The 26,347-nt window shown below is 47.3% G+C and carries 21 protein-coding genes and 1 pseudogene; 14 read left to right on the forward strand and 8 right to left on the reverse strand.

The window, feature by feature from the left end; all coding sequences use genetic code 11:
* The first annotated feature begins 432 nt into the window (after positions 1-432).
* The 6 genes from ACL9RG_RS02790 (at position 433) to ACL9RG_RS02815 (ending at position 9,063) form a co-directional block, all read left to right on the forward strand.
* The gene (locus tag ACL9RG_RS02790; protein WP_422791030.1) at positions 433-981 is read left to right on the forward strand and encodes a sugar dehydrogenase complex small subunit; all 549 of its coding nucleotides are present in this window, start codon (positions 433-435) and stop codon (positions 979-981) included.
* A 134-nt stretch (positions 982-1,115) separates the two neighbouring features.
* Positions 1,116-2,741 carry a GMC family oxidoreductase gene (locus ACL9RG_RS02795; protein ID WP_422791031.1) on the forward strand — a complete coding sequence of 542 codons (1,626 nt, stop codon included), beginning with the start codon at positions 1,116-1,118 and terminating at the stop codon, positions 2,739-2,741.
* A complete protein-coding gene (locus ACL9RG_RS02800; RefSeq protein ID WP_422791032.1) occupies positions 2,741-4,159 on the forward strand; it encodes a c-type cytochrome in 1,419 nt (472 codons plus the stop codon). Before ACL9RG_RS02795 ends, ACL9RG_RS02800 begins: the two co-directional genes overlap by 1 nt.
* A 182-nt stretch (positions 4,160-4,341) precedes the next feature.
* Positions 4,342-5,979, forward strand: a complete 1,638-nt coding sequence (locus ACL9RG_RS02805) for an ABC1 kinase family protein (protein WP_422791178.1) — start codon at positions 4,342-4,344, stop codon at positions 5,977-5,979.
* 205 nt (positions 5,980-6,184) lie between these two features.
* Entirely contained in the window at positions 6,185-7,573 is a 1,389-nt protein-coding gene (locus tag ACL9RG_RS02810; protein ID WP_422791033.1) for a nucleobase:cation symporter-2 family protein, read from the forward strand.
* Positions 7,574-7,704: 131 nt separating this feature from the next.
* Positions 7,705-9,063: an 8-oxoguanine deaminase gene (locus tag ACL9RG_RS02815; RefSeq protein ID WP_422791034.1), complete on the forward strand. Its 1,359-nt coding sequence runs from the start codon at positions 7,705-7,707 to the stop codon at positions 9,061-9,063.
* A gap of 72 nt (positions 9,064-9,135) precedes the next feature.
* Here ACL9RG_RS02815 and dsbB read toward each other — a convergent pair whose 3' ends face one another.
* A complete protein-coding gene (dsbB, locus tag ACL9RG_RS02820; RefSeq protein WP_422791035.1) occupies positions 9,136-9,663 on the reverse strand; it encodes a disulfide bond formation protein DsbB in 528 nt (175 codons plus the stop codon).
* 671 nt (positions 9,664-10,334) lie between these two features.
* On the opposite strand from dsbB, the gene fadR reads away from it, so the two are divergent.
* Complete coding sequence (gene fadR / locus ACL9RG_RS02825) at positions 10,335-11,054, forward strand: fatty acid metabolism transcriptional regulator FadR (RefSeq protein ID WP_422791036.1); 720 nt, start codon at positions 10,335-10,337, stop codon at positions 11,052-11,054.
* 160 nt (positions 11,055-11,214) lie between these two features.
* On the opposite strand, the gene ttcA is transcribed toward fadR, so the two are convergent.
* The 4 genes and pseudogenes from ttcA to ACL9RG_RS02845 all read right to left on the reverse strand — a co-directional run bounded on the left by ttcA (position 11,215) and on the right by ACL9RG_RS02845 (position 13,617).
* A complete protein-coding gene (gene ttcA / locus ACL9RG_RS02830; RefSeq protein ID WP_422791037.1) occupies positions 11,215-12,141 on the reverse strand; it encodes a tRNA 2-thiocytidine(32) synthetase TtcA in 927 nt (308 codons plus the stop codon).
* Positions 12,142-12,189: 48 nt separating this feature from the next.
* Positions 12,190-12,570, reverse strand: a pseudogene (locus ACL9RG_RS02835) (tyrosine-type recombinase/integrase); the annotation flags it as partial.
* Positions 12,571-12,739: 169 nt separating this feature from the next.
* On the reverse strand, positions 12,740-13,234 hold the full coding sequence (locus tag ACL9RG_RS02840; protein WP_422791038.1) for a hypothetical protein: 495 nt from the start codon (positions 13,232-13,234) through the stop codon (positions 12,740-12,742).
* Complete coding sequence (locus ACL9RG_RS02845) at positions 13,231-13,617, reverse strand: hypothetical protein (protein WP_422791039.1); 387 nt, start codon at positions 13,615-13,617, stop codon at positions 13,231-13,233. The genes ACL9RG_RS02840 and ACL9RG_RS02845 overlap by 4 nt, the downstream gene beginning before the upstream one ends.
* A 428-nt stretch (positions 13,618-14,045) precedes the next feature.
* Between ACL9RG_RS02845 and ACL9RG_RS02850 the strand changes: the two genes are divergently transcribed.
* The 3 genes from ACL9RG_RS02850 to ACL9RG_RS02860 all read left to right on the forward strand — a co-directional run bounded on the left by ACL9RG_RS02850 (position 14,046) and on the right by ACL9RG_RS02860 (position 17,061).
* Entirely contained in the window at positions 14,046-14,330 is a 285-nt protein-coding gene (locus ACL9RG_RS02850; RefSeq protein ID WP_422791040.1) for a DUF2622 domain-containing protein, read from the forward strand.
* A gap of 201 nt (positions 14,331-14,531) precedes the next feature.
* Positions 14,532-15,428 (forward strand): hypothetical protein, encoded by an 897-nt coding sequence (locus ACL9RG_RS02855; RefSeq protein WP_422791041.1) that lies wholly within the window; start codon positions 14,532-14,534, stop codon positions 15,426-15,428.
* 280 nt (positions 15,429-15,708) lie between these two features.
* Complete coding sequence (locus tag ACL9RG_RS02860) at positions 15,709-17,061, forward strand: alginate lyase family protein (RefSeq protein ID WP_422791042.1); 1,353 nt, start codon at positions 15,709-15,711, stop codon at positions 17,059-17,061.
* A 7-nt stretch (positions 17,062-17,068) separates the two neighbouring features.
* Here ACL9RG_RS02860 and nifJ read toward each other — a convergent pair whose 3' ends face one another.
* A complete protein-coding gene (gene nifJ, locus ACL9RG_RS02865; protein WP_422791043.1) occupies positions 17,069-20,602 on the reverse strand; it encodes a pyruvate:ferredoxin (flavodoxin) oxidoreductase in 3,534 nt (1,177 codons plus the stop codon).
* A gap of 237 nt (positions 20,603-20,839) precedes the next feature.
* On the opposite strand from nifJ, the gene ACL9RG_RS02870 reads away from it, so the two are divergent.
* Positions 20,840-21,121, forward strand: a complete 282-nt coding sequence (locus ACL9RG_RS02870) for a DUF333 domain-containing protein (protein WP_422791044.1) — start codon at positions 20,840-20,842, stop codon at positions 21,119-21,121.
* A gap of 78 nt (positions 21,122-21,199) precedes the next feature.
* On the opposite strand, the gene hslJ is transcribed toward ACL9RG_RS02870, so the two are convergent.
* Both hslJ and ACL9RG_RS02880 read right to left on the reverse strand, forming a co-directional pair.
* Complete coding sequence (gene hslJ / locus ACL9RG_RS02875; RefSeq protein ID WP_422791045.1) at positions 21,200-21,667, reverse strand: heat shock protein HslJ; 468 nt, start codon at positions 21,665-21,667, stop codon at positions 21,200-21,202.
* Positions 21,668-21,787: 120 nt separating this feature from the next.
* Complete coding sequence (locus ACL9RG_RS02880) at positions 21,788-22,780, reverse strand: 2-hydroxyacid dehydrogenase (RefSeq protein ID WP_422791046.1); 993 nt, start codon at positions 22,778-22,780, stop codon at positions 21,788-21,790.
* A 262-nt stretch (positions 22,781-23,042) separates the two neighbouring features.
* Here ACL9RG_RS02880 and ACL9RG_RS02885 point away from each other — a divergent pair, with 262 nt between their 5' ends.
* Genes ACL9RG_RS02885 through ACL9RG_RS02895 form a run of 3 tightly spaced genes read left to right on the forward strand, consistent with a single transcriptional unit; the run spans position 23,043 to position 26,281 of the window.
* On the forward strand, positions 23,043-25,739 hold the full coding sequence (locus ACL9RG_RS02885; RefSeq protein WP_422791047.1) for a YdbH family protein: 2,697 nt from the start codon (positions 23,043-23,045) through the stop codon (positions 25,737-25,739).
* Entirely contained in the window at positions 25,739-25,936 is a 198-nt protein-coding gene (locus tag ACL9RG_RS02890) for a YnbE family lipoprotein (RefSeq protein ID WP_422791048.1), read from the forward strand. Before ACL9RG_RS02885 ends, ACL9RG_RS02890 begins: the two co-directional genes overlap by 1 nt.
* Positions 25,937-25,945: 9 nt before the next feature.
* Positions 25,946-26,281, forward strand: coding sequence for a YdbL family protein (locus ACL9RG_RS02895; protein ID WP_422791049.1), 336 nt, complete (start codon positions 25,946-25,948; stop codon positions 26,279-26,281).
* Positions 26,282-26,347 lie beyond the last annotated feature (66 nt).

Genomic DNA, 26,347 nt, shown 5'->3' on the forward strand with positions numbered 1-26,347 from the left:
TCAAGGTTAATTAAGTTTAGTAACTTAAGTCACCATTAAAAAACTATTTTATGCTATTTCATTGATGATGTGACTTATTCAATATTTTTATATTGTAGCGATATTTAACATTCAATGCCAATTATCCCCCCTGAGTTGTTTCAACTTTTTTCAAAAAAGACAGTTAATCAATGCATTGTTTTATAACAATAAAATTTTACCCACAAAAAATAAAAGGTTGAAAATCAACCTGAAATTTACATGGAATTTACAAATTAAAATTTGTGATTACAATTGCATCAACCTGCTGAGAATTAAATTAACCTACAATGAATAGGTTGATTAATTATATGTTTTATTCGCCAATCGTTATTTCCATGCTGACTTTATTAAATTCAAATTAAAGAAAAAGTCACTTCATGGAGATTTTAAATTATTACTGGAGCACAAGTGATGAAAGAAAACATTATTCGTGACGACTCCCCGCCAGAATATCGTTTATCTCGCAGACAGGTTCTGCTCGGTGGTGCGATTCTGATGGGGAGTACTTATCTTGGGCCTTCGCTCCCTGCTTGGGCCGATGCGCAGGTCAACGATGCTTATGTTAGCCAATTCATGCAACTGTCGAATTTGCTAGTCAATCATAAGCTGGACCAAAACGTTGGCTGGCGTCTTGCCGCCGCAATGAAAACCAACAATGACGCTTTTGCTAAGCAGGTTGTTGATCTGCTTAATATCGCCAAGACGAAAAATGCCAAAATTGTTGAGGATTTCTTTGACGATATCCCCGCAGGCCCACTGAAAGAATCAGCATTTGCCATTATTTCAGCTTGGTATAAAGGTGTGCTGGTAGATGCGCCTGATGCCGAAGTTTATGCTTACGAAAAAGCGCTGATGTACCAGCCAACGATCGATGTTATGACCATTCCTACTTACGCCATTACTGGCCCAAATGGTTGGACTTCCCACGCTCCACCTCTTGCTGATATGCCTGACTTCTAATTCAGAGGTTTTTTTGCATGTTCTACCACTTCGGAAAGCACGACTAATAAATATTACCGAGGGTAGAAAATATCTTCGTGTCAGGCTCTTAAGTCTGAGGCGGGCAGAGTGAACATTGTCGCTGGATTAAAATAATGAATGCAGATGTGATTATCGTTGGCACGGGCGTTATTGGTTGCCTGATTGCTGAACAAATGCTGGATGCTGGACATTCGGTTCTGATGCTCGAAGCTGGTCCACGCGTTGAGCGTTGGCAGATAGTAGAAAACTATCGCAATCTTCCACCTACCTCGCGTTTGCACTATAACGCTCCTTATCCGCCAGAACCTTGGGCGCCGCATATTATGACGGCAACGCCAGAACAGGCGGCTGAATATTTGCAATTGGAAGGCCCTAACGCGCGTGCTTACCTGCAGGGTTATGTTCGTTATGCAGGCGGTGCAACCTGGCACTGGGCGGGCATTTGTTGGCGCTTGACCCCAGATGATATGCGACTGAAAAGCCTTTATGGCGTTGGTCGTGATTGGGCTATGGATTACGCCACGCTTGAGCCTTATTACACTCGCGCTGAATATGCTATCGGCGTGTGTGGGCCTTCTGAGCCAGAGCTGCAATGGCCGCCAATACGTTCTAAACCTTACCCAATGGGGCGTTTGCCATTCGGTCCTGGCGAACAACGCTTTACCGATGCAGCAGCATCTATCGGCTTAACCAATCTTCCTTCCGCTCAGGCACGAAACAGTGGCATTGCTTATGATGACCGTCCTGCTTGCTGTGGTAACAACAACTGCGTTCCGGTGTGTCCTATCGGTGCCAAATACGATGCGGCAACGGCGCTGACGCGTATTGAATCCAAAGGCGGTAAAATTCTGACCAATGCGGTGGCATACAAAATAGAAACCGGTGAGAAGAATAAGATTCAAGCCGTGCATTACTATGACCAGCATAAAGAAACCCACAAAGTCACCGGTTCCATCTTTGTTATCGCTTGTAATGGCATTGAAACGCCGAAGCTGTTGCTGATGTCCACCGATGTGCGCAACCCGAACGGCGTTGCCAACAGTTCCGATCAGGTTGGGCGCAACATGATGGACCAGCCGAAACTGGTTGCCGAAATCGAAATGGCCGAACCGGCCTGGACGGGCGTTGGCCCGGTGCAGGGCAGCAGCATCATGCAAACCTCACAAGGTGATTTCCGTTCCGAGCACTGCGGTGCGCTATTCCGCTTTAACAATATGGCGCGCAGTCGTATTGGTGCGATGGCAGCGTTGGAGAAAGGGCTGGTGGGTAAAGCGCTGGATGCTGAAATTCGCCGTCTGTCCGCCTGTACAACCGAAATCACTATCGAACATGAATTGATGCCTGAAGCGCATAACCGCCTGACACTTTCCTCGAAGAAAGACTGGCTCGGCCTGCCAAAACCAAACATCTACTACGATGTGGGTGATTACGTACGTAAAGGTTCTGAGGTCTATTCCGTGCCGATTGCCAGAAAACTGGCGCAGGCGATGGGTGCCACCAAAGTTGATGTTTCTACTGTGTACACCAACAGTGACCACATCATGGGCGGCTGCATTATGGGCGATAACCCGGCTGATTCTGTCGTCGATGTGGATTGTCGTGCGCATGACCATGAAAACTTGTTCCTGCCTGGTGGTGGTGCAATGACCACCGGCGGCTGCGGGAACAGTACGCTGACTATGGCCGCATTGGCGTTAAAAGCCGCGGACGCTATTCACTCACAGCTGGGTAATGCTTAATGATGAAACGTTCACATAACATAGCATTGCCGCTGATGCTGCTGGCGGGGAGTTTCTTTACTGCAAGCAGCTATGCTGCTGACAATACTGATAGCGATGTATTGGCTCGTGGCAAATATATCGCCACGGCTTCGGACTGTGCCGCCTGCCATACCAACAAAGGTAGCAAAGACTTTGCCGGTGGACTGAAGATTATCTCTCCGGTAGGCACTATTATTGCCAGCAATATCACGCCATCTAAAACGGCAGGTATCGGCGATTATACCGAGCAGCAATTTGCCGATGCGGTGCGTAAAGGGATTCGTCGCGATGGCGCTAATCTGTATCCGGCGATGCCTTATACCGCTTACTCGGTGATGACTGATGAGGATATTCATGCTTTATATGAATACTTCATGCATGGCGTTACACCAGTAGACGTTAAGGCGCCAGAGACAGCACTGCCGTTCCCAATGAATATCCGTATGTCGATGAAAGCGTGGAACCTGCTGTTCTTAAATAACCAGCCTTTCACGGCGGAACAATCGCAAAGTGCTGAGTGGAATCGCGGTAAATATCTGGTCGATGGTGCGGCCCACTGTAGCACCTGCCACACTCCGCGCGGGCCGCTGATGGAAGAAGAGGGCAGCAAAGCCTTAAGCGGCGGGTTGGTCGGGGCGTGGTATGCACCGAATATCACCTCAGATGCAGAATCGGGCATTGGTACCTGGAGCAAAGCAGATTTAGTGCAATATTTACGCTCGGGCAACCTGCCAGGGAAAGCGCAGGCGGCAGGAAGTATGGGGGAAGCGGTTGAGCACAGCTTCCAGCATTTGAGTGATGCTGATTTGAATGCCATTGCGACCTATATTAAGACGGTGCCGGCGGTAAGCACGCCAGAGAACAAAGGCTCTCGTTTTAACCAAGGGACGCCGGGAACCACACTTGGCAAGCTGCGCGGTCTATCACAAGCAGATATCACCGCGAAAAACTTGGAAGGATTGGGCTTATTCCAAGGTAACTGCGCTTCGTGCCACGAACCTCTGGGAGAAGGAAGCAAGGATAAATACTATCCAAGCTTATTCAACAACTCGGTAACCGGTGCTGCCAATAGCAATAACCTGATTGCCACCATTCTTAATGGCGTCAATCGCACGACCAAAGACGGCCAGGTCTTTATGCCAGGTTTTGGTGATCATCCTAATGACATTAATAATCTGACTAACGAACAGGTTGCTCAGTTGGCTAATTACGTGATCACCACTTACGGCAAAACGGCCAAGCCGGTGACGCCAGAAGATGTGGCTATTGTTCGTCAAGGTGGACCAGTGTCTAACTTAGTGACATTGGCACGCGTTGGCATGGGCGTTGGCGCGGCAGTGGTTGTAATCTTCCTGCTTTGGTTATTTGCTCGTCGAACTAAAAAACCGCGAGCGTAATCGTTAGAACCTCATTTTTTACTCTCTATTTTTTTAAACCTAATAAACCGGGCTTGTATCACTACAGGCCCGGTTTTTCACTTGTATCACTGGAAACGATTTTTCACTTGCGCGCGGTTACGCTTAGTTAACTGCTATGATCAATTATCAAAAACGGATATTGATCCTAAGGATGCGCTATGTTGCTGAAAACCTTTCTTGTTACCGCTCGTGACCGTGTTCGTCTGCGACAGATTGGCCGCGTGATGATAAACCACGGTTTGCAGGATGTATTACGCATTCTCGGTCTGCAATCATTGTTCGGTAATTTACGTTATAAGTCCGATGCAGCGAATGAGACTCAGTCACAGCGTTTACGCCAGGCGTTAGAAGAATTAGGCCCCACATTTATCAAGCTGGGACAGATTCTGGCGACCCGTGCCGATTTGCTCGATGAACATTGGACAACAGAACTCGAAAAATTACACAGCAATGTGACGGCGCTGCCTTGGCCTGTTATTCATCGTCAGCTTGTTGAGTCATTGGGCGACGAACCTGAAACTTTGTTTGCTCAGTTCGATCGTGAGCCGCTGGCCGCCGCATCAATGGCTCAAGTCTATCGCGCAACGCTGCACAGCGGGGAGCAGGTCATTGTCAAAGTGCTCAAACCGGGTCAGGACAAAGTGATTGCGGCGGATCTGCGTTTGTTGGCCTGGCTGGCGGAGTTTCTTGAGCAACAGAGCCCGCAACTGGCACGCTTTCGTCCCCGACAATTAGTGCGCCAATTGACCGTGGCGCTTGAGCAGGAATTAGATTTACGCCATGAAGCTGCGTTAACGCAACAATTTGGTGAGAATTTCAGCCATCGCGAATCCATTGTTATTCCGAAGATTTGGCAGGCGTTTACCTCGCAAAATGTCATTGTTCAGTCATTTATTCCCGGCGTACAGCCCCATAGCCATGAACAACTAGCACAAGCCGGATTTGACGGTCCAACCTTGGCGCGCCGCGGTGCTGAAGGTTTTATGCATATGGTCTTTACCGACCGCTTGTACCATGGCGATCCCCATTCTGGAAACCTGATGGCGGTTGGCGATAATCAGGTGGCCTATATCGACTTTGGTATGGCGGGACAACTGTCGCTGCGTCGGCGTAATCAGCTGCTATTACTGATGCAGGCTTTATCTCAACGTGATAGCGACGGTCTGGTCAATACGCTGATTCGCTGGCATGAAGAGGGCGTGCCTGATGTCACGGTATTAGAATTAGCGGCCCAGGACTTTTTTGGCCGTATTGCGCCAGGAGAGTTCGATTTAGGTGCGGCGTTAGTGACGATGCTGACGATTGCCCGAGAATACCAAGTCTCCTTACCGGCCGATTTGGTTTTATTATTTAAAGCATTAATCACCGCAGACGGCGTACTCAAACGCATCGATCCCAACTTTAACCTGATTGAAACGCTTGAGCCGATGCTGCGACGAGAAATACTCAAACGTTATCATCCTGACGCCATTAGTCGTCGTGTGAACCAGATGACGGGAGAGGTGTTAGAAGCTACCGATACACTGCCGCGGTTATTGAGTCTGGTGACTAAACGTTTGCAACTAGGAAAATTTCACACCGATATTGAGATCAAAAACCTTTCCCACTTGGGAAAATCAATTGAGCGTAGTGCCGCTGTTCTCGGGATTTCTCTTGTCATTGCGGCGCTAATTATTGGTTTGGTTCCTTGGTTATTAGCACAATCCGTGACGTTACTTGGTATTCCTATCTTCCCGGTATTGTGTTTCTTTGCCATTGCCGGTGGGGTGATATTCTTACTATGGCGAATATTGCGCTGACCAAGTAAATATCATGAAGAAAGCTTGCACCAAAATGAATCATGTACTCGGTATATAGCGATCTTATTTGGCTTAAATGGCGTTTGTTGCCGCCATGATCAACTCGCAAGTAATCAGATAAACTCCCTGTATTTGAGCTTTTTCATGATGTTGGCGTAATTTATGCATTGGTGACATACCCTTAACTACCTGGAGTATGCAACCGATGGTCGAGCAAGCCAAAAGCGAGATGATCTATGGTTTGGAAACCAAGCCCGGTCCTTTGCCGGCATTGTTTACCGCAATACAACATGTCTTAGCCAGTTTGGTTGGCGTGGTTACGCCCCCGCTGATTATTGGCAGTGTGTTGGGTCTGAATGCTTATCTACCTTATTTAATCAGCATGTCGTTATTGGTTTCTGGCATTGGCACTTTTATCCAGTCACGACGCTTTTATGGCGTCGGCGCAGGGATGCTGTGTTTGCAGGGAACCAGTTTTGCTTTCCTTAGCGTGACGCTTGCAGCAGGTTTCGCAATAAAGAGCCGTGGTGGTAGTGCTGAAGATATTTTGTCGATGATTTTTGGCATTAATTTTATCGCGGCATTTGTTCCTATTATCCTCAGCCGTTTCATCGGTAAATTACGCCGCATTATCACGCCATTAATTACCGGTATCGTGATCACTTTAATTGGCATTAGCCTGATTAAGGTCAGCATTGTGGATTGGGGCGGTGGTCATAACGCGCCCGATTTTGGTGCGCCGATCAATTTGCTGTTAGGAGGCGTGACATTATTGGTCATTCTGGTGCTAAGCCGGATTAATCATAACTGGATCAGATTATCCGCCGTGGTGTTCGGTATTATCGCCGGGTGCCTATTGGCTTATTTCAGTGGAACATGGCAGCTTCACCCATCTACTGATAGCGCGTGGATAGAATTGCCAAAAGTCTTCCATTTTGGGTTCTCATTTGACTGGGCATTATTTGTGCCTATTGCGCTCATTTCTGCGATCAGCATCATTGAAGCGGTGGGTGACATTACGGCTAACTGCATGCTATCTCAGGTACCTATCGACGGAGAAAGCTACATCAAACGTTTAGAAGGTGGCGTGCTGGCCGATGGCGTAAGTTGTGCAATGGCGGCGATACTAGGCGCGTTTCCCACCACCACCTTTGCTCAGAATAACGGTGTGATTCAAATGACCGGTGTCGCCAGTCGTCATGTTGGACTCTATATTGGCGCTATTCTTATTTTACTTGGCGTTTTCCCGTTCCTCAGTCACATTCTGCAGCAACTGCCAACGCCTGTATTAGGTGGCGCAACGCTATTGATGTTTGGGAGCGTAGCAGCAGCGGGCATTCGTATTATCTCTCATACCTCTTTAACCCGACGAGACATGCTTATTATCGCGGTGTCTTTTGGTATTGGGCTAGGGATAGAAGCCGAGCCGGATTTTTTACAGCACTTACCTAAAGTCATTCAGAACATGTTTGGTTCGGCGATCACCAGCGGTGGCGTTATCGCTATTATATTGAATCTATTTTTACCCAACGATCGGCCAGTGTCTGTCACGCAAACACATACGGCAATTCCTCATATGGAATCAGAAATGTAGTTGATTTACTTAGGCGGACTCTTATAATTCCGCTGGATTTTCCCACACGTCGCGGCGTGTCCCTGGATCAGCAGACAGGGTAAAACTGAGCTGGCTTCACTCACTGTCAACCATTACAGAAGGAGCCAGATATGTCGGTTAACCGCATCTGGATAAAAAACCCCTTAGCAAACTTCACGGCTAACACGCTGGATGCATCCGGTGGCTTGGTCATTGAAGGCAACATCATTGTTGATGTGCTCAGCGCAGGCCAAACACCGGCACAACCTTGCCAGCAAGTGTTTGATGCCAGTGAATATGTCTTACTTCCTGGTTTAATTAATACCCACCATCACTTTTATCAAACGCTGACCCGCGCTTGGGCTCCAGTGGTCAATCAACCCTTATTTCCTTGGCTAAAAACGCTGTATCCGGTTTGGGCACGCTTGAGTCCTGATGCGTTGAAACTTGCAAGCAAGGTGGCTTTAGCTGAACTATTACTGTCTGGCTGTACCACCACCACAGATCACCATTACCTGTTCCCTGATGGCATGGAACAGGCAATCGATGTGCAGGTTGAGGCAGTGAACGAGTTAGGCATGAGAGCCTTGCTGACGCGCGGCTCAATGAGTCTGGGGGAAGACGACGGCGGATTGCCGCCGCAGAATACTGTGCAATCTGGCGAGGATATTTTAGAAGACAGCCAGCGGCTTATTGCGCGTTATCATCAGCGTGGTGAGGGGGCTCGCATCCAGATAGCCTTGGCACCTTGTTCGCCTTTTTCCGTCACCGAAGAAATTATGCGTGCCAGCGCGGCATTAGCGGAAAAAGAAGACGTCCGCTTACATACTCATTTAGCCGAAACACTCGATGAAGAGCGTTTTTGTTTGCAGCGCTTTGGTTTAAGAACGGTCGATTATTTGGAAAGCGTCGGTTGGTTAAGCCCACGCACCTGGCTGGCGCACGGTATCCATTTTAATGACGGCGAAATTGCCCGATTAGGTAAAGCAGGAACAGGAATTTGTCATTGTCCAGTGTCGAATATGCGCCTGGCTTCGGGGATCTGTCCAACCGTCGAACTTGAAGCCGCTGGCTCGCCTATTGGGCTTGGTGTTGATGGTTCGGCATCTAATGATGCCTCTAATCTGATGTTTGAAACACGCCAGGCCTTGTATTTACAGCGTCTACGTTATGGCACAGAGCAAATTACCCCGCAGCGTGTATTAAAGTGGGCGACTCAGGGATCTGCGCGATTGATTGGTCGCAGTGATTTAGGGGAATTGGCTATTGGTAAGCAGGCAGATTTGGCGTTGTACAAACTGGATGAATTACGTTTTAGCGGCAGTCATGATCCGCTGTCTGCCCTGATACTTTGTGGCGCAGAGCGGGCGGACCGTGTCATGGTCGCAGGGCAGTGGCGAGTGATTGATGGGCAAATCGATGGGCTGGACGTGCAGTCGTTAATTGCACAGCATAAAGTGGCGGCAAAAAGGCTAATCGCTACGTTGTAATTGTCAGCATAAAAAATGCCGGGACAGATAATTATCTTCCCGGCATTAATAAGCTGAAAAAACTCGTGCAGTTTAGTGGCCGAATAGGCCGCGCTTAGGTTTGACAAATTGTGCAATCACTACCAGCAACGCCACAACCATAAATACGCTAAATACCAATACCAACCACTCTGGCATGCTCCAGGATAAGAACACCCAATTTTTTTCTGCGCAATCACCGGTCGCCATAAACATACTTGGCAACCATTTGCTCAGAGGCAACCAGCTTGGGAAGCGTGCAGCGAAATCACAGGTAGCGAAAGGCGAGGGATGCAACTGGATCATTGTATGTTCCCAGGCGAGGCGAATACCTTCATACGCGCTGTAAATCCAGATTAAAATACCGACATAACGCAGCTTTGTTGAAGGGGCGATAGCGCCGACAACTCCGCCAGCAAAAACACCCCAAAGTGCGCAACGCTCATAAATACACATTACGCACGGTTGTAATAACATCACGTGCTGGAAGAAAAGGGCAACTAACTCGAGTGCTAGAGCGACGAGTGCCAGTAATAGCCAAGCTCCGCGCCCTTGTGAGCAGCGGTTAAGGTATTGCAACATGGTTTAATTCCCTGTGGTAAACGACTGAAAACAGTGTAAACCAATTAGTTGTTGCTGCCAGCAAGTAGAAAGGTAAATTCAGGAAAATTAGTACGTTCCAGAGCGAAATTACGGCGGATATTTCGTACAAATGTTAATACGGAAACATATTAAAAACTTTTGAAACCTGAAGGATTTTTCTTGGCATCATCTGTTAACAAAACATCAATGATTCTTAACTATCGGTGAGGTAAGTGCCTCTTGCCCGGTAGCCACTTCATTTGGATCTGCATTCACCCAACTTGAAACAAGCGAAGGTAAATCTTAGGGCTGAAATCCATTTGATATCGTATTTAGATCTGAGAGTGGACGGTAAATATATCGTTTTTCTTATATAAGTAAAATCTTAGTAACTGTCTAAATTTATAGGAAAAGTGTTGCCTAATACACAATTTAAACTTTAAACTTTGTACATGCTATAACCTATGATTTCCATCTGGTATGATGAGATAAATTTAATCTTATTATACCCGGCGTACTTAAAGTTGCAGGGGTGTTGGCTGCTCTCGTTCACCCCAGTCACTTAGTTATCTAAGCTCCTGGGGATTTTCTCGGTTGCCGCCTACCTGCAACTTGAAGTTTCTTGGGTATAAAATGCGTTTCTTCGAAAATCTCAACGGAACATTAAACACATGGTTATTAAGGCACAGAGTCCCGCAGGTTTTGCCGAAGAGTACATTATTGAAAGTATCTGGAATAGTCGCTTCCCTCCTGGCTCTATTCTGCCGGCGGAAAGAGAGCTTTCTGAATTGATTGGTGTGACCAGAACAACATTACGAGAAGTGCTACAGCGCTTGGCTCGTGATGGCTGGTTGACGATTCAACATGGCAAACCAACACAAGTGAATAATTTTTGGGAAACATCAGGCCTGAATATTCTGGAAACGTTAGCCAGACTTGATCATGATAGTGTGCCGCAATTAATTGATAATTTACTCTCTGTACGTACCAATATTGCAACCATCTTTATTCGTAAAGCTATGCGCAGCAATCCGCAAGAAACACAACGGGTATTAGCACAGGCTGCAGAGACTCACGACACTGCAGAAGCTTTCGCCGCGCTCGATTATGGAATTTATCGTGGTTTAGCATTTGCCTCCGGCAATCCAATCTACGGTTTGATTATTAATGGACTGCGTGGGCTTTATACACGCGTAGGGCGTTATTACTTCTCTAATCCGCAGGCGCGGGAGCTGGCTAAGAGCTTCTACCTTAAACTGTCAGAAATCTGCCATCTTGAACAATTTGATCAAGTTGTCGATTGTGTTCGCACCTATGGAAAGAAGAGCGGAACGATCTGGCACAGCATGCAGGGTGCGATGCCAAGCGATCTTACCGAGCAACGTCGTTAATCATTGGCGTTGTTTGTTCGTAGGGTGTTGTTTGTTTGCAGGGTTTCGCAGGATATAGTGCAATAAGCCGATAAATAAAAAACCCACAATGCTGTGGGTTTTTTGCTTTTAAGCACGGCAACGTTTAGATGCTCAACGCGTTAACAAGAGAAGCGGCCTGCTATTTAATTTGCAATATATCCAGACGCTCTACCGCAAAATCCTCTTCTGCTTGCCAGCCAACCGGTTGCAGCGGGATATCTTCACGGTCAAAGGCAATATCACCACCGTCAATGACTTCACCACCGTGTTGAATGGCTTTGAAATCAAACAAATTGGTGTCATTAAGATGCGAAGGCACAACGTTTTGCATGGCCGAGAACATGGTTTCGATACGGCCAGGATAACGTTTATCCCAATCTTTAAGCATGTCGCTAATCACCTGACGCTGCAGGTTTGGCTGCGAGCCGCACAGATTACAAGGGATAATGGGATATTCACGGGCAATGGCAAAGCGCTCGATATCTTTTTCACGACAGTAAGCCAGCGGGCGAATAACGATGTGCTTGCCATCGTCGCTCATCAACTTCGGTGGCATCCCTTTAAGCTTACCGCCGTAGAACATATTCAGGAACAACGTCTGTAAAATATCATCGCGGTGGTGGCCCAGCGCAATCTTGGTACAACCCAACTCCGTGGCTGTACGGTACAAAATACCGCGGCGCAGGCGAGAACACAGCGAGCACGTTGTTTTCCCTTCCGGGATCTTGTCTTTAACGATAGCGTAGGTATTTTCTTCGACGATTTTATACTCTACACCTTGCTCTTCAAGATAAGCCGGCAGGATATGCGCCGGGAAGCCCGGTTGTTTCTGATCCAGATTCACCGCTACCAGCGTAAAGTTTACCGGTGCGCTCTGCTGCAAGTTACGCAGAATTTCCAGCATGGTGTAACTGTCCTTCCCGCCGGAAAGACACACCATAATACGATCGCCTTCTTCAATCATGCCGAAGTCAGCAATCGCTTTACCTACGTCACGACGCAGGCGTTTTTGCAATTTGTTCAGGTTGTACTGCTCTTTCTTATTAGTTGATTGATTTTCTTGCATTTTATTTTCCGTAAGACACCAAAAGGGGCAAAGTTGAGGCAAAGTGCATTAAATAACCAATCTATCGTTTAGCATGCTCACTTGCTCCCCGTTCATCTCTGCGATCCACTTACCATATATCTCGTAGACCATTTGTGCATTGTCATGCCCCATCCGATCAGCGATAAAAGACGGGTTAGCGCCAGCCGTTAACAACCAGCAGGCAAAAGTATGCCGTGTATGGTACGGATTACGCCGCCGAATACCAGCGAGTTTTACAACAGCATTCCAGCGCGCGCCAATTGACGACAGAGAATAATAAGTCTTTTGCTCACCTTTAGCCGAACGCGGCATAAAAACGAAATGTAGTCGCTGCATTTCAGTTTTTCCGTATTCGCGGTGATGAAAGATGATTTCCGTCTTACGATGCAGAGTAGTTAACAGTCGCTGTGCTCGTACCGGCCCCAGCAGCTTGGGCAATGCCGACCAAGTCGAACTCACTGCAGAAAACTGGACAAAACATTCTCGTATCCGCGCAGGAATCATCAGCGACCAGGACAAATTAGATTACTTGCAGAAATAGAGATAGCCAGTTGTTGCTGCCCCTATAAATTTAATATTAATTAACGTTTAACTCATCCGTTTTTTGATATTTAGTATAATATTCAGCTCTTTTGTCATAATAATAAGTTAAACAAGCTCCTTGAACAGTATAAAAGGCGTAGCTTTTATTTTCTGTTTGATAAGCTCTAGCTAAACAATCTTCTTTAGCATAAATATCCCAGTTTTTTTTCGCAGATTCTATAGAGAATAAGAATTCTTTGTAGTTTAAAAGGTACGATTTGTTTCCTGGGTTTTTCTTTATTTTTTTTATAAAATTAGCATATTCTTTTTCATATGTTTTTTTTGCTTGCTCAGCAAGACTTAACATACAGTTTTGAACCCCAGCTGATACAGTTATGGCAAAACAATCTTTTACTTTTTTAGTTTTATAAAAAACATTGCTACCATCATCAGTTACGGTTGTGTTTAACGCATCATTATCAATGACTTCATCATCTGAATAAGTTAATTGGGGAATGATTAGAATGAGGGTGAATATTAGCTTTTTCATTTCATATTATCCTTGATATGTTTTACTCTGCCTCTGTTTTTGTCATGGTTAAATAGGAAAGGCTTACTATTTATATATCTAATAACATTATCTTTATTATTGGTGCCAAAAACTGGAATTGCGCTGCTATATAGAACTCCTTGATATTCCATATCTACTAAAACTTCTTTTAAAACTGGATGTAATTTCTCCCAAGTTACGATATTAATAATCTTTGCGTTATTTTTAACTTTATCGTAAAAGTATCTAGCATGGGAAACATACTCCCTATAAACTATTTCAAATAGTTGCTTTTGCTGTGACTCGGTGATTTCACCTATATTTTGTTTATTCTTTCTAACAAACTCATCAGCTTGGCAGCCTTGCAATCTAGAACCTTTCACCAACTTCTCCACCTGCTCTTTACTCAACCCAGCAGACAAAAGAGTGCTTAAAATCTCATTTTTAGGGCGTTAACCTAAATCATAACCGCGCCCTATAGTCACTCCTGAACCAGCTTTTGTACAAGCAGCAGACTGAGCAGGCCAATGGATTTTCCTTGAGTAATACATGCTAGATGAATCATTATTCCCTTCCGCTCTAAATGTGAGAAGTCCTTCTCTGGGTTCAAGCATAAGCACACTCCTTTTCCATGGTATGTTTCTAGCTGATCATATTTGATATGGGTGGGCAATGACAGAGCGAAATTCTGAAAATCAATGTGTAATTTTCTTTCCCAAAAACAAAGCTAATCATATGTAATTATTTAACTATTTAGATGCTTGTTAACCGTGTTATTCTTACTCTTCAACATGGATGAGAAGGACTTAACATGGATAACTTCACCGTCAGGATAGCGCTGCGCAACGCCACTGCTGATGATTACGCTGAGCTTGATGCAAAAATGAAAGCCAAAGGATTCAAAACAACCATCACAGGCGAGAATGGTAAGGTTTATGACCTGCCTGCGGCGGAATATAATTATTCAAGCGGTTCAGATACCGTCGCCGGGGTTAATGATAAGGCGCGTGATATTGCGCAATCCGTCAAAGCTTTACCGGCTGTTATTGTTTCTAAAGTTGTAGCTCGCGCTTGGTCTGGGTTAACCAGTGACTGATTAAATAATTGTTAAAGGTAACTGTATGCAATTGTTGCAGTTACCTTGGATATTTTACGACAACCAATCAATGTGCCTCCTATATACGAATATGCCACTCATTGCCTCGTTATATAATGATTAAGAAATGGATTTTTATTTTTTAGCAGGTAAGATTAATAACTCTTTGGTCAGTTGGATGGATTTAAGGATAAATCAACAATGCTTGGATTTTTTATTAAAAAAATAAAAGTAGTGAAAATAGTTATTTCATTTTCTCTTCTATTGAACAGTGTTCTGCATGTTAGCGTTGTACAAGCGCATTCGAGTTATGTGAATGCAGGGAATGTACTGGTGTCATGGGACATACATAATTTCATTGGTCATTATCCACCTGGTGGAAAGTTAACGGATATAACGTTTAGATTTACTGTAAATAATGAAACCTTGCATGCCAGAGGCACTTATTTCGCCCAGCAGTTTTATTTTGATACGCCTGAGGAAAATGGCGGTATCGCCTATACAGGTGTTCAGCCGCAACCCGATAGAAAAGGCCGACAATATCTCAAAGCTATATTTTCTACCTTTATCGCTAATTCAACATCGACCGATAAACGCTGTAGCCATGGGGCAGACGGCGGTCCAGGCGTCAGTTGTTACGCAGTCATCCCTGCAACCTATGGCTATACCTATAAAATTTTAGTCCATAAATTAGCAGCACATACCTGGAGTGGTGAAATAGAAGAAAAAGAAACGGGAAGAAAAATTCATATTGGGACGTGGACTTTACCTGAGTATGTTGGTGATATTAAAAACTCAGGCGTAGGATTTAGTGAATATTATCTATATTACAAACCTGGCTATCCGCAATTTGTGACACCAAGTTGCGATAAAATTGCGAAAGTAAATGTGACTTTTGGTCCGGTGAGCACAACAAATTATGGCGGTGGTGTTGGCAATGTTCATAGTCCATATGAATATAATACTCAAGAATGCCTTGGCCATAAAAGTAAATACTCAAGCCGTACGGTAAAAGATAATGTTGAGTTTCCCGGTGGCAAAGTATTGAGTGCAGAAGGGCAGGAAATAAAACGTGGATTCGTTTCGCAAATTAAATAAATAACACTCATAATTAGCCCCAGTCTTGCTGGGGGTAATTGTTATGCCCGCCATATATGAAGAACCCGTGTTGACTAAAGCTAGCCGACTCATGGACGAGCTTTGTACTGCGCTATCAGATGGAAGGGCGCTGACCAACGTTTCTCAACGTAAAAATCTGATCATTTCACCGTTTTTTATTCACAAATAACCGTTATCTTAAGGTTGTCAAAGACAACAGGAACGAGCCACTGCCTGGGTTGAAGATGACATATCAGATCAAACAACGTTGGAAATCCATATGCGCTATAAAAACAAATACATCAATATGCTGTCTTTATCCCGTTTGGCGGCAGGCGTCATGCTGGCAAGCATGGCGAGTTTTCCGCTATTGGCTGCCGAGCATCCCGATGGGCAACTGGCGTTTATGCAGGCTGCGCAATTGTCGGCTATCAAACAGCAGTTGCATGATGGGCAGGCGGCTTCACAAACGCAGAGTGCTTACCAACATTTGCTCAAAGCGGCGGATGGCGCATTAACTAAACCTAATCCTAGCGTGACTGACAAAGGGTTGACGCCCCCGAGTGGCTCTAAGCATGACTATTTAAGCCTCAGCCCTTATTGGTGGCCGGACAGTAAAAAAGCGGATGGGTTGCCTTGGGTACGCCGCGATGGCAAGGTAAATCCGGCCAGCAAAAATGCGCAAAGTGATGGTGTACGTCTCGCGCAGTTTACTTCAGATGTACAGAATCTCACCTTAGCTTGGTATTTCTCTGGCAAGCAGACTTATGCGGATAAAGCGATCGGCATGTTGCGAACCTGGTTTATCAATCCCGAAACGCGGATGAATCCCAACCTCAATTTCTCACAAGGCATTCCCGGCATTGCTCCAGGTCGTAGCTATGGCGTATTAGACGGCCGTTATTTTGCTACACGGATTGTCGATTCATTGATACTACTGCGTGGTAACGCCGCATGGCAGGCGCAGGATGAGCAATCAATGCAGCAGTGGATGCAGCAATATATGACCTGGTTGCAGAGTAATAAACTGGCACTCGAAGAGCGTAATGCTGAGAATAACCACGGCAGTTGGTACAGCACGCAGGTCGCAGGGATTGCCTGGTATCTGAAGCAGCCGCAGGTGATAAAAGAGATGTCCCAGTTGCTTGAGCATAAGCTTAACAAGCAATTTGCCGCCGATGGCGCGCAACCGCAGGAATTAGCGCGAACCCGTTCTTTCCATTACAGCTACTTTAATTTGCAGGCGGTAACGTTGATGGCGGTGCTGGCGCAAAAAGAGGGCGTTGATGTTTGGCATTACCAAACGCCACAGGGCGGCAGTTTAATTAAATCTCTCGATTTTATGGCGCCTTATACTGATGATAACCGCCCGTGGCCATATCCGAGTCTGGACCGGGTGAGTGTGATTATCGTGCCATTCTTGTCTTGGGCGGATAATGCCTTGGGGCAATCCCGTTACCAGCAACAGGTGAGGAGTGCCTCTTTCAATTTGCCAGAGGCGACCCATGGCGGGAAGCATAAAAACGACGGTAAAGGTGAAATTTTAGAAGCGGAGCAAGCCACTTGGTTGACTTCATTACCGGCTGGGACCACAGATTTTGTGGCCCCACATCCGGCGTTAAAAGCGCAGTAAGTTTAGCTTATTCCCTCTCAGGTGCCGGGCTTTTACCTGCCAGCATCGCCAGGAAGTCGTATTTTTGCTGCAGGTCTTTTTCGGCAGCTTGATACAACATCTCGGCAACCTCGGGTTGCTGGGCGTTCAATCGGCGGAAGCGCTGCTCTTTATTCAGCGTTTCCGTCAGATTGCTATTCGGTGGGCGAGAATCCAGCGCCAGCGCAGCCTTACCTTCCTCACTACGACGTGGATCAAAGCGATAAAGCGGCCAGAACCCGGTGGCAGTCAACTGCTTCATCTGGTCATGGCTTAACGCCAGATCATAGCCATGCTCTTCGCACGGGCTGTAAGCAATAATCAGCGATGGCCCCGGATAGGCTTCAGCTTCCTGAATCGCTTTCACCGTTTGATTAAGCTGCGCACCGAGCGAGATTTGCGCCACATAAACATGACCGTACATCATCATGCTGACGCCCAAATCTTTACGTGCCTTACGCTTACCTTGCTCACCAAACTTGGTCACTGCGCCAAGCGGCGTGGCTTTGGATTGTTGGCCGCCGGTGTTGGAATAACATTGGGTATCGAGTACTAGCACATTAACGTTTTCGGTCAGACTAAGTACGTGGTCCAAACCACCAAAACCAATATCGTAAGCCCAGCCGTCACCGCCAATCAGCCAAATCGACTTATCTACCAGATAATCAGCATCGGTTGCTAGCTGGCGTGCATCCGGCGTATTGACGTCCTGTAGCAAGGTACGCAAAGCGGTAATCGCCCGGCGTTTATCATCCACGCCTAAACGTTCATCGCGCAAGCTGCCTAATAGTTCAGCCGGAACATGTTCAGAGACGCTTTCCAGCAGACGCAACACGCGGCGGCGGTGTTGATCGACAGTCAGGCGGAAGCCAAGACCAAATTCGGCGTTATCTTCAAATAGGGAGTTAGCCCAAGCCGGGCCGCGCCCTTCGGCATTTTTGGTATAAGGCGTAGAAGGCAGGTTACCGCCATAGATAGATGAACAGCCGGTGGCATTGGCAATCAGCAATCTGTCGCCGTAAAGCTGGGTCAACAGCTTGATATATGGCGTTTCACCACAGCCAGAACAGGCACCGGAATATTCAAACAGTGGCGAAATCAGCTGCGAGGTACGGATATCAATGCGCTCTAACTGACTTACGTCGATTTCTGGCAACTGCAAGAAGAAGTCGTAATGCGCTTTCTCAGTGTCCAAATTCTCGATACGGTCGGCCATGTTAATGGCTTTAATCTGCGGATCCTGGCGGTCTTTAGCCGGGCAAACTTCAACACAGAGATTACAGCCGGTGCAATCTTCCGGGGCCACCTGCAAGACATATTTTTGACCGCGCATGTCCCGGGCTTTAACGTCTAGCGATTGCAACGTTGCTGGTGCATTCTCCAGCGCTTCGGGCTGAACTACTTTGGCCCGGATAGCCGAATGTGGGCAGGCGGCAACACAGTGATTGCATTGCGTACAGAGATCTGGCTGCCAGATAGGCACCGCCTCGGCAATATTGCGTTTTTCCCATTGCGTAGTGCCCGTCGGCCAAGTGCCATCCGGCGGAAAGGCCGATACCGGCAGGGTATCGCCAAGGCCAGCCAGCATGGCGGCGGTGACGGTTTTGACAAAATCTGGCGCGTGGTCGGAGACAATCGGCGGGCGTTTATGCCCAGACTCTGGAATGGCTTGTAGCGGCACTTCAACCAGTTGTTCAAGCGTGGCGTTCAGCGCCTGGCAGTTACGCTCAACCACTTCCTGGCCTTTATTACCGTAGCTTCGAGAAATAGCCTCTTGCAGATGGCGGGGGGCTTCATCACCGGGCAAGATTTGTGTCAGGTGGAAAAAGGCCATTTGCATCACAGTATTAATACGTGCGCCCAAACGACATTCTCGGGCAATTTTGGCGGCATTAATCACGAACAGTTTGGCTTGACGCTGATGCAATACCGATTGCACTTCCAGCGGTAAGCGCTGCCACACTTCATCGGCACTAAATGGCGTATTGAGCAGGAAGATCCCTTGCGGGCGCAGCCTTTCTGCCATTTGGTATAAATCGATAAATTGCCATTGATGGCAGGCAACGAAATGCGCCTGGCTGACCAGATAAGCAGACTTGATCGGCTGCTCGCTGACCCGCAAGTGAGAAACGGTTAATCCACCGGCTTTTTTCGAGTCATAGACAAAATAGCCCTGCGCATTGAGCGGGGTATTATTGCCGATGATTTTAATGTTGTTCTTGGTGGCAGAAACTGAACCATCGCTGCCTAATCCATAAAACAGCGCTTCCAATGACGCTTGTGCGGGTATTGTTTTATCGCTTTGCGGCAAAGAAAGACCGGTGACATCGTCGTAAATGCCAACCGTAAAGCGTGGGCGTGGTGCGGCAAGCTGCAACTCATCAAAGATTGCTAATACACAATCGGGGCCAAACTCTTTGGATGATAGCCCGTAACGTCCGCCAATCACGCGCGGCATAGTGCTGCGCTCACCGCGACTGTAAGCCTCGCCTAACGCGGTCATCACATCCAGATATAACGGTTCTGCTAATGCACCGGGTTCTTTAGTGCGGTCAAGCACTGCAATATGGCTGGCAGTGTCTGGCAGACAGGCTAATAAATGTTCGGCGCTGAATGGGCGATAGAGTCGTACCTTTAGCACGCCAACTTTTTCGCCGCAGGAGATGAGATGGTCCACGACTTCTTCGCAGGTGCCTACTGCCGACCCCATCACGATAATTATCCGTTGTGCATCGGCCGCGCCATAATATTCAAAGGGTTGATAGCGACGACCTGTCAAGCCTGCAAAGGCACTCATCGCCTGTTCAACATGCTGATAAGTTTGGTTATACCAAGGATTTGTTGCCTCGCGAGATTGGAAATACGTATCTGGGTTAGCCGACGTACCGCGTACTACTGGATTATCAGGCGTTAAAGCGTGGGCGCGGTGGGCGTCAATTTGTGCCTGTGGTAATAACTGCTCCAGCGTATCGTCACTCAACGGTTCGATTTTATTAATTTCATGCGAGGTGCGGAAACCATCAAAGAAATGAATAAAAGGTATCCGACTATGAAGTGAGGCCACTTGTGAGATTAAAGCAAAATCTTGTGCTTCCTGCACACTACTGGCGCAAAGCAGGGCGCAACCAGTTTGCCGTACCGCCATCACATCGCTGTGATCGCCAAAAATAGACAGCGCATGGGTAGCAACGGTACGTGCGGCAACGTGCAATACAAAGGGCGTCAGTTCACCGGCCAGTTTGTAGAGCGTGGGGATCATCAGTAACAATCCCTGCGAAGAAGTAAACGTTGTCGCTAGTGCACCGGTTTGTAATGCGCCATGTACGGTTGCGATCGCACCTGCTTCAGATTGCATCTCCATCACTTGTGGCACATCGCCCCACAGATTTTTGCGGCCCTCACCTGACCAGGCTCCGGCAATTTCTGCCATGGTTGAGCTTGGTGTGATGGGATAGATGGCGATAACTTCATTCAGGCGATAGGCCACAGAGGCGACAGCATTATTAGCATCGGTGGTGATCATGGGCGACAGTTCCTTGCAAACAGATAACGATCTCGAGGTAGAGGCCGCGAGATCAACTGCCAAAAAGTCTAACAGAGCCAAAAAGGGCGGCTTATCATGATTGTGTGCAGGGGTATTTGGGCTTTTTTTGCGGATTAGTCCGAAAAAATCACCTTTCAAGGGTCGACGTTGACGGAAAAGCTCAGCTATGATGACCGCTGCGAAAATTTCCCCGCCGATAATCCAGGAGTAGGATTGATGAAAACTGCGTTACGTTTGTTACTGGCAGCAGGCACGCTGATGTTAGCGGCTTGTAGTAATCACGACACCGCTGAAGTTCCTCAGCAGGGTAATAGCGTGAATATTGGTCAGCATGTCGTCAATCTTGAAGGTCCGGTTGCGGCAAGTTGTTCGCTGATCGGCGGTCAACTGCGTCTAGCGCGTCAACTCGACGGTAGCTCGGTGGGAATGTGCCAGATGGCTAATGGCCGTCGCTGTAGCGAATCGGCCTTGATGAGCGGAGCTTGTAGCGCGAGCTAATCTAGCCGGGTATTCGCACAGGCAGCGGATTAAAGCCTCTCGCTGCCCTTTGGCTATTGTTGCGGATTAAACCACGAATTAATTGACCAGATCTTTTGTCTGATAAACCAGTTGATGCTTGCCTTGCGTCAGGGTTAATTGGTTATTCTGCAAAGTGACCTTAGCGCCATTCGCCAGTACTTCGCCAATCAGCTGATCCCACTTGTTGAGTTGCTTATCGTTGCACAGCATCATGGTTGAGGCTAACTGTTTCACCGTCAGCACGCTGTTTTGCAGCTCGCCTTGCCCCATAAAGCGATTACACATCCCACCTGAAACATGCATTTTTTCACCAAACTCTATAGTTGGACCTGGGCGCGGCTGAGCAGAATTAACGGCTTCTCCATCAACACTGATTAATTCATAGCGATGGTGTTGCAGGTCTTGTGCGGTGATAGCAGGTGGGTGATCCACCGCGGCAGCTTTGTCAGACGGTGAAGGTTTGCTCATGCTACAGGCACTCAGTGTCAAGGCTGCAACAGCGGCCAGAATAATGTTCTTTTTCATCTTCGCTCCTGAAGAAAATTCCAGGTTTCACCCGCCGTTAAATCGCCAGGTGAAACCGAGTAATGCCAATTCCCGCGCAGTATAGCCACTATTATGAAAAGTAATGTCTGGAAAACTTAATTATATTGTCAACACATTAGGGCAGGTTTCACCCTTCACTAATTGCGAAATATTCAGCAGCGTGGTTTGTGAAATACTGGTCAATGCATCGCTGGTCAGAAATGCCTGATGTCCGGTAAATAACACGTTGTGACAAGAAGAGAGGCGGCGGAATACATCATCAAGTACCACTTCGTTTGAATTATCTTCAAAGAATAAGTCGCGCTCATTCTCATAAACATCCATACCCAATGCCCCAATTTTCTGCTTCTTCAATGCATCGATTGCTGCCGTTGCATCGAGCAATCCACCTCGACTGGTATTAATAATCATCACGCCATCTTGCATCTGCTCAAAGGCCGTTTTATTGAGCATATGGTGGTTTTCGGGCGTTAACGGGCAATGCAAAGAGATGATGTTTGACTCTGCATACAAGGTGGCTAAATCAACATATTCTACGCCTAATTCCAGTGCTAACGGGCTTGGGTAAGGGTCATAAGCTAAGACGCGCATACCAAAACCTTTGAGAATACGCATCGTTGCCAGGCCAATTTTGCCGCTGCCGATAATGCCGGCGGTGCGCTGATACATGTTAAACCCAATCAATCCTTCGAGAGAGAAATTGGCTTCTCGCGTCCGTTGGTAGGCGCGGTGAATATGGCGATTAAGACACATCATCATGCCAACCGCGTGCTCGGCGACCGCTTCCGGCGAGTAAGCCGGCACGCGTACTACTTGGATGCCAAATTCTTTTGCTGCTTGCAAATCGACGTTATTAAACCCTGCACAACGTAATGCCAGAATTTTAATGCCTAAAGAAGCGAGCACTTTGAGGACGTCACGGCTGCCATCATCATTAACAAATAGGCATACTGCATCACAACCCGCCGCCGTGGAGGCAGTTTGTGGCGTTAGCAGGAAATCAAAAAACTCAAGCTGGAAACCATATTGTTTATTAACGAGTTCAAGGTATTTTTTGTCGTAATTCTTGGTGCTGTAAATCGCCAATTTCATTGAATATGCTCCGGCAATATATGACTTATTTTAGAATAGTTGATTGTAGTGACTAAAATTAACAGACCAGAGCGAGTCAGACAAATCATTGCCGTGGCGAGCACCAGCAAGTGATTAATAATTTTCGCTATTCCGCTATGTTGCCAGACATTTGTCCGGGCTAAGAACCTCAAAATAGCTGGCAATATGCTATCTTATGGCAGTCGGCCGAATAATCTTGGCCCGTTCCAATAGCGCGTAAGACTCAAGAACAAGGCATGGCATGAGAAAAGGATTAAAATATATCGCCCTAACATTGCTGGCTGTGCTGGCAATCTTGTTGCTGGTGGTGATTATCTTATGGAAAAGCCTGCCACAGTGGTTACCCAGCGTGGCCAAACACTGGCTGCCGGCGGGAACGAGTTTACGTCTTGCCGCCACTCCCAATTGGTCTAATGGTCAATGGCAACTGCCGTCGCTGACTTATCTCGCCGGTGATTGCATTTTAGCGCAGGCCGATGGAGTCAGCCTACAACACAACGCTCGGCAATGGCGTCTGGCAGCGGCGGGATTAACCGTAGATAGCACCTGCTTTAGCCAGTTACCTGCGAGCGACGAAAAGGGACCGGCACTTTCACTCTCGCAATTGCAAAACACTTTGCCACTGGGTGAAGTCGTTATCGATAAACTCACCATCGCGCCGTGGCAGATCTATGCCGGCAGTGTAGCGTTTGATAACGATGGCAAAACGCAGAAATTACGTTATCAGGGTGATGTACTTAACTTGAATGCGACCCTGGAACAACAGCAACTGACGCTCAATAGTTTCACGTTGACGCCTGCTGGTTCGACAGAGCCGTTGACATTAAGTGGTCAACTGCAACTGCCTGCGACATTTAATACGTTGCCGCCAACGGGTGATTTGCAAGGTGAAATGCAAACCTCGCTGGTCGCTAAGCCTTTGACAGCGACTTTGCACTGGCAGCAGACCCAAGGCCAATTAACCTTGAGTGAAAAGGGCAGTTCGCAACCGCTTGCCGTTTTGCCGTGGCAGTTGAGTGATAAGCAAGTTCAGATTAGTCAAGGTCAATGGCACTGGCCTTATGCGCAACAACCGCTTTCCGGTGGGGTTAATCTCACACTGGCTGATTGGAATGAGGCATTTAATCAAACCACACTTAGCGCGCGGTTAAATGTGTTAACCCAAGGACACAATGGTAAAGGGAATGCGGTGTTGACGTTGGGTCCGGGTAAACTTGGCCTGCTACAAAGCAATCTCGATTTCCAGTTAACTGGACAAGCCAATCTTCCGGCGTTGTCGCTCAGTGCCTCTTTCCCCGGTACGCTCACCGGCTCAATCCTCAGTCCAGAAGTGGCGTTACATAGCGGCGCATTGCTACGTGCGTGGGGCCAACCCACCAAGAGCTTTACCTTACAGGATGCGCGTTGGCCGCTCGCAGGCGTTAAAATCACGCCACAGGGTGTCAGCGGGCCGTTGCAGGCAATTGTGCGTGCAAAGGATAGTTATTGGGGACAATTTAGTTTGCATCTGGATGGTAAATCTCAGCAATTTTGGCTCGATCAGGGCCGCTGGGACTTCAACTATTGGGGGGACGGACGTTTGCCTCCGCTGGGGGGAAAATGGGATATGGCAGGCAAAGGTAACTGGCAGGATGAACGGGTGACGTTGACTGCGCTATCAACAGGCTTTGATCGTCTGCGTTATGGCCTGGTTGATGTCAGCAAACCACGTCTTACATTGCAACAGCCGCTGGTGTGGCAACGCCCGTTACTCAACAACCCCAAACCTGCTGAGACTAACGTCGAACAAGTAACAACGCTGCCCCCGTCACTCAACGGTGAAATCAAATTGGTTGCGCCACGTATCGCCTTCAATAACGGTAGTTATATTCCAGCAGCCGAGCTGTTATTGCAAATTAAAGGCATTAACCCACAACGTTTTGCGATGAAAGGCTCGTTACAGGCCGATCCGATTGGCCCCATTCGTTTGATGGGGAGTTGGGACGGTGAACGCCTGCGTGGGGAAGGCTGGTGGCCGAAGCAAGCGTTAAGTGCATTTCAAACCTTATTGCCGCCTGATTTGAAAATCAAATTAGGCAACGGCAATTTTTATGCACAATCTGCTTTTTCCGCCGCTCGTGGACAAGGGTTTATGGCCGGCGGCCATTGGGTCGTTAAAAATGGTTCAATGTGGCTAAAAGAGGGCGATGTAAGCGGAGTGGACTTCTCCTTATCTTATCGCCTGAAGAATCAGCGCTGGCAGTTGGGGGGTAAACGACCAATTACTTTGCGCATTGGTGAAGTAAATAATCTGTTTAAGATGCAAAACATTACCGCAGATTTACAAGGGCAGTATCCGCCAACCGATTCATCGCCTCTAACCTTGAATAACCTCGGTGTTGATATGCTCGGAGGACACGTTGGATTGTCATCGTTACGGGTACCTCAGCACCAACCGGCGGTGCTAAAACTGCAAAAAGTCGATCTCAGCGAACTATTTACCGCATTAAAACCAAAACAGTTGGCGATGTCTGGTCGTATTAACGGTGAACTACCGTTATATATCGATGACCCTAAATGGCTGGTGCATAATGGATGGATTGCGAACGATGGTGGCTTGACACTGCGCCTTGATCCACAGTTTGCCGAGGCGATGGCGAGCGCCAATATGGCCAATCGTATGGTGGTGGAGTGGCTGCGCTATCTGGAAATTCATCGTACGCATGCTCGCGTTGATTTGGATAATTTGGGCGAGTTAACCATGAGCGCGCAGATTGATGGCCTGAATAATACTGACCATAAAAATCGGGAAATCATTCTTAACTATACCCACCAGGAAAATATTTATCAGCTGTGGCGCAGTTTGCGTTTCGGTGACAATTTACAAGAGTGGTTGCAACAGCAAGTCGAATTGCCGGATGCCGCTGCAAGCAAGGATAACGAAGTGAGGAAGCCTTAATGACATCCCTAAACGCTGCAATGGCAGGATTAGTCGCCAGTAGTTTATTGCTGAGTGGCTGCGTACCAAGAATTGAATTAGCCGCGCCATCCACACCTATCACTATCAATATGAATGTCAAAATTGAGCATGAAATTCATATTAAGGTCGATAAAGACGTCGAAGACTTGTTGAAAAACAAAAGTGATCTGTTCTAAGGAAAAATAATGAAGGTAGCAAAAACGACGCTTTCACTGAGTTTACTGGTCTGTGGCTGGCTATTTACCAGTATGGCCTTCGGCTTGACGCTAGAGCAGGCTAAGCAGCAAGGACGGGTAGGCGAAACGCTATCAGGCTATTTGGCTCCGGTAACATCGGACCCAGAAACGCAGGCATTAGTCAGTCGTATTAATCAGGGGAGAGAGCAACAATATCAGCAAGTGGCGCAGAATAATCAGGTGAGTACCAGCGAAGTCGCTAAACTGGCCGGGCAAAAATTAGTCGCAAGGGCAGCGAAAGGTGAATACGTTCGCGGTATCAATGGCCTTTGGCTACAGAAGTGATAAAAAGTAAGCAAAAAAAAGCGCGCTACAGTGAGCGCGCCATGTCTATTCTGGCCTTGATACAGG

This window comes from Rouxiella sp. Mn2063 (assembly GCF_049319665.1).
In the GTDB taxonomy this organism is placed as follows: Bacteria; Pseudomonadota; Gammaproteobacteria; order Enterobacterales; family Enterobacteriaceae; genus JBMOUD01.